The organism is Bradyrhizobium sp. SZCCHNR1053 (genome assembly GCF_032381235.1).
Classification (GTDB): domain Bacteria; phylum Pseudomonadota; class Alphaproteobacteria; order Rhizobiales; family Xanthobacteraceae; genus Bradyrhizobium.
This window is the reverse complement of the sequence record NZ_JAUHJM010000025.1, coordinates 1-1,646: the sequence shown is the minus strand read 5'-3', so window position 1 is coordinate 1,646 and position 1,646 is coordinate 1. Positions and strand designations below refer to the sequence as shown.

General features: G+C 63.9%; 1 protein-coding gene and 1 pseudogene. One reads left to right on the top strand and one right to left on the bottom strand.

Translation table 11 applies throughout. The features are described 5' to 3' along the window. Positions 1-580 (bottom strand): annotated as a pseudogene (locus QX051_RS29410) (flagellar protein); the annotation flags it as partial. A 387-nt stretch (positions 581-967) separates the two neighbouring features. Here QX051_RS29410 and flbT point away from each other — a divergent pair. Next, positions 968-1,393 (top strand): flagellar biosynthesis repressor FlbT, encoded by a 426-nt coding sequence (gene flbT, locus QX051_RS29405; RefSeq protein ID WP_315715996.1) that lies wholly within the window; start codon positions 968-970, stop codon positions 1,391-1,393. Positions 1,394-1,646: the final 253 nt, after the last annotated feature.

Below are 1,646 nucleotides of genomic sequence, written 5' to 3'. Positions count from 1 at the left end.
TGGTGCCGGACGAGGACGTGCCGGTGACGAAGGTGAAGGTGGTGCCGTTGACGACCAGCGTCTCACCGGAGGTGATGCCGGTGGCGAGGTTGTTCGACGCGGTGCCCGCCGTGCCCGACAGCTTGGTCGAGCCGGTGATCGCCACCGCGCTCGAGGTATTGTCGTTGTTCACGACCGAGCCGGTCACAGCTGTCGAGCTGGAGCCGAGCAGGTCGGTGGCGGTCGCCCCGGTCAGAGCCGCCGAGGTCACGCTGGACTTGGTCGAGTAGCCCACGGAGCTCTGCAGCACCTGGTTGGCGATCGACTTGGCGCTGTCGACGAGCTTCTGCAGCGAGGTGATGCCGGTGTTGGCGGCCTGCAGCACCTGCACGCCGTTGCCGATGCCGTCGAGCAGATTGGAGATGTCGGAAGCGCGGTTGTCGAGACCCTGGGCGGTGAAGAAGTTGGTCGGATTGTCGAGCGCCGAGTTGACCTTCTTGCCCGTGGAGAGATTGTTCTGGGTGGTGGCGAGGAGCTGAGCCGTCGACTGAAGCGAGAGCAGATTCTGACGCACCGACGCCGAGAGAACAATACCTGACATTTTCATACCCTTCTGGTGTGAAACAAACTGCCCGATCCATTCAGGATCAAGGCGAAGCCCGTCGGTGACTGCACCACCGGGCGACGGGCGTTAAGGTAAATGCGACCGGCTAACAAACAGTGAAGTCACGGCCGCTCGCGGTCCCCGATGCGCGGCATCGGCACGGCCGCGCAGCGGTGATTCGCCGCGGATCACCTTGAAAACACCGCATATTCGCCGGGCGTGCGCGGCCGTTTACCGTCCGTTAACCATGATCGGAAAGGATTGCTGCGCGCCGACCGATCGAGCGCGCAGACTCCCCGCGCGATCTAGACTGGCAGCTGGACCGGTCGTCGGCCTCGACGCAGCAGGTTCGGCGCCACGCCGATGCGGCAACGGAGAATGAGAATGGCCCTGAAAGTCGAACTGAAGCCGCATGAGCGCATCATCATCGGCTCCTGCGTGATCACCAACACCGACCAGCGCGCGCGTCTCCTGATCGACGGCGAGAACATTCCGATCCTGCGCGAGAAGGACATCCTGACGCCGGAGACGGCCGACACGCCGGCCAAGCTCGTCTATCTTGCGGTCCAGCTGATGTACATCTCGCCGGGGGCAGACGCGGATCACGGCACCTATTTCAACCTGCTGCGCGACATCATCACGACGGTGCCGAGCGCCTGGCCGATCATCGAGGCGATCAACGGCCATATCCTCAACGGCGATCTCTACCAGGCGCTGAAGGAAGCCAAGAAGCTCGTCGCCTATGAGAAGAAGCTGATCGAGCAGGCTGAAGCCGAACAGCAGGACAAGCCGGTGAGCTCGGCGGCCTGAGCCTCCGCCGAACACATCGTAGATCGAAGGCCCGGCCCCGCCCATGGCGGGCCGGCTTTTTTGTCCTGACGGGCTCGTCGCTATACGCCATCCGAACCGTCGGCCCCCCTCCTCGTTCCCTCCAATGAAAAGCGGCGGGGTTTCCCCCGCCGCCTTCGTTGTCGAGATGCGATGCCTGCGGATCAGCGCAGCAGCTGCAGCACGCTCGCCTGCGACTGGTTGGCGAGCGACAGCGCGGACACCGCGATCGACT